We start from the raw sequence: 3,130 nt of genomic DNA, 5'->3' as shown, positions 1-3,130 counted from the left end.
CATGGAAATCCAGAACAACCTTCTATAGCTACGATGGGTTGCTGCAAAAGTTGTTGGACCTGTCACATGATGAAGACTACAGAGATGACCTTTACGAACAAAATTAAAACTCTTAAAGAGAAAGTACATCGGCTTCAGGAAGAAAAGACTTTAATGGCTAAACGGGATTGTCAAGAGCTTCTGCTACGTGCAGAGAATAAGCGGTTAAAAGAGCAGCTGGCCGACAGAGACAAGACAATATACAGCCTAAGATGTACTATCATACGTAAAAAAAACTGATTTTCGTGTTCAGATTTTGAAAACGGTAAAATTGTGGGATGTGATTGCGTTTTTCCTTAAAATAAATAGCTTTGGGTGGGTTGAACCGAAGTTGAACATATACATTTCTTAAGATAATACAACCGTTGTCATTTGATCGGCTATCAGCTCACAGGCGAAAACGCAAACCTAAGCAACTTGATAACAGGCACCAGATACATGAATACTCAGGGTATGCTGCCGTTTGAAAACAAAACGGCTGAATATATCAGATCGACAGGAAATCATGTAATGTATAGGGTTACGCCTGTCTTTGAGGGTAACAATTTAGTCGCAACAGGCGTTCTTATGGAGGGATTGTCTGTTGAGGATAGTGGTCAAGGACTATGCTTCAATGTGTTCTGCTATAATTCTCAGCCAGGAGTGGGGATAGACTATGCAACTGGTGACAACTGGCTCGATACGGATAGCGACATCGTGCTTGATACTTATGTGGAAGAAGAATCGCAAGTTGTAGATGATAGATCAATTCCAGGTGCAGAAGATGATGTTTCTCAGACCTATATACTAAACAAAAACACGAAGAAAATCCATTATCCGTGGTGTTCCTCGGTTGAAGATATGGCGGAACACAACAAGCAAGAGTTCACAGGTAATATAGATGAGGTAATCGAACAAGGCTATTCACCATGTAAAAGGTGTAACCCAACATAATGATGTAAAGGAGCTATGCTATCATGTGTACTTGGTTTTATGCAGATTATAAGTCTTTATCGCCAATAATAGATAAGGCTCAACAACTTCCGCTTGCATTTAGCATGATGAACGCTATGTCAAAGCCTAAAACAATGTCGGGCAATATCCGTCCCACTGATATGGCAGCGGTGTTCGCTCCGAACAAGCAAGGCAATATGGCGGTGTTCCCGATGATATGGGGCTTCACGGTCGAACAATCATCAAAACCGCTTATCAACTGCCGTATCGAAACAGCAGAACAGAAGCCCGTATGGAAAGACTCTTGGTTTAGACGGAGATGTGTGATACCAGCATCGTGGTACTACGAATGGGGCATACCGCCCTCCGAGGTCGGCTACCATAACGCAAATGAACAGCGGAACATAAAAAAAGAAAAGTATGCGATACAGCCGGAAGGGGCTGAGATCACATACCTTGCAGGACTGTACCGCTTTGAGGAGCATAGAGGTGTTCAGATACCGATGTTTGCAGTCATAACAAGAGAATCGGTAGAACCCGTAAGCTCTATCCATGACCGAATGCCTCTTATTCTCGGCAAAGACAGCTTGCGTGAGTGGGTGCGCCCTGACAGTGATCCAGGCAGGATAGCGAAAAAGGCTTTGACGAATATGGTTATGGAGAAAGCGATTGACTATCCTGAGCCGAAGCCTGCGTTTATGCAGACATAGAATATTATCTCTTTCATAGATAACAAGAGGGCTTCTGCATTGTGCAAAAGCCCTCTTGTAATAATTATTTCCTGATTATCCAGCTTGAACGCTCAAACGGCTGTACATAGGTTTCATTGTCTGCAAGGTCATAACCGAGCGATTGAGCAAGAGTTACCGCCCGTTCCGAAGCCTTCTGTCCGTCCGGCAGCTTACGGATATAACCGCTTATATGCTTGACCTCGGTTTCATAGCGGTCATCTCCTGCAATGGTACGAATATGCTTGGTTTCCGTCGGAACTCGCAGCTTTCCGCCTATTGAGGTGAATGTGATCTCTGCGTTTGGATCGCTGAGATACTCGTTATAAGACTCTGCGGTTGGCAGAATACTTGTATCCGATCCTACAAATGCCGCATAACACCATAGAATCGTATTCTCGATATAGTTTCCCAACAGAGTAGTTTGTTCCTCGGTGTGTGTGAACATCGAAACGAATTGATTTGTCTGTGTATTATAGAAGCCTGCCGTTTCGCCCTGAGAAGTTTCGATACGATAAAGGCACACGATCGCACCGTTATGATAAATCTCTTTGAGCAGCACATCTTTTGTGAAAGTGCTGTTTTCAAAATGAATCTTCAATCCGTTCGCAGAGAGCGTTTTGCGACGGTGACAGAGGGTTTCTTTGAAAGCATCGCTGTTTTTGACTAAGACCGGAACATCTTTCAGATACTCTCCGAGGACAGGACTGAAACTTGCCTGTGGGATAATATCTATCGTAAATTCATTGATGTAGGGAGTTAAATACGCCACTACATTGGTGTGGAGCTGCTGTGTAATACGAAGAATCTCCGTATCTTCCCACGAATTGACCTTATAGCCACGCTTAGCATACACTTTTAACATGGTATCAGGTGTTAGCTTATCAGGTGTCATGAGTGCTATATGCTCTATTTCATGAACGCAGAAGTCCAGGCTCGGACAGATGTCATCAACCTCGATCAGTTCGCCCTTTGTTGACACACCGGCGACCATTTTATTAAGTTCAAACTTGTTTTTGCGTAAAAATTCTGTCTGATTCATCAGCAGATTGACATAAGCCCTATATACGAGCTGCCGCTTTGCGTCCATAGCTTGCATATCTTCATTCTGAAAATAGGACATAAACTCAAAGAACCCCTGATAATAATTGTTCTTCTTTATGTCCGCAGACATTTTCAGATAGAATTCGTATAGCTGTTCAGCGAAAGTATCGGGCTTTTCCTTAGCTATTTCCAATACATACTGGTATCTGCCTACAAAACTTCCAAATTCCTTATCTTTGACAAGCATATACAGCTCAAGGAACAGATCGTCGGCTGGAATATCATTGATAAGGTCGATTATACTTTTTGCTGTTTGTAGTGTTCTGCGATGCAGAACATAAATCGACTCGCCTTTGGCATAATACTTCTTATCCAGCTTTTTGGCG

3 protein-coding genes and 1 pseudogene are annotated in these 3,130 nt (G+C 42.9%); 3 read left to right on the top strand and 1 reads right to left on the bottom strand.

The features are described 5' to 3' along the window. From CUS_RS20170 to CUS_RS04240, 3 genes and pseudogenes are all read left to right on the top strand, one after another. The coding region (locus CUS_RS20170; protein WP_207635693.1) for a hypothetical protein at positions 1-279 on the top strand (279 nt) is incomplete at its 5' end. Between the two features lie 129 nt (positions 280-408). Further along, a pseudogene (locus tag CUS_RS04245) lies at positions 409-972 on the top strand (DNA/RNA non-specific endonuclease); the annotation flags it as partial. Positions 973-995: 23 nt separating this feature from the next. Further along, entirely contained in the window at positions 996-1,682 is a 687-nt protein-coding gene (locus CUS_RS04240) for an SOS response-associated peptidase (protein WP_002847712.1), read from the top strand. A gap of 64 nt (positions 1,683-1,746) precedes the next feature. Here CUS_RS04240 and CUS_RS04235 read toward each other — a convergent pair. Next, positions 1,747-3,130, bottom strand: a 1,384-nt coding sequence (locus CUS_RS04235; protein WP_002847711.1) for a hypothetical protein, incomplete at its 5' end; no start/stop codon positions are given.

The organism is Hominimerdicola alba 8 (genome assembly GCF_000178155.2).
Taxonomy (GTDB): domain Bacteria; phylum Bacillota; class Clostridia; order Oscillospirales; family Ruminococcaceae; genus Hominimerdicola; species Hominimerdicola alba_C.
The sequence above is the reverse complement of the archived record's forward strand: the minus strand, read 5'-3'. Positions and strand labels throughout refer to the sequence as shown.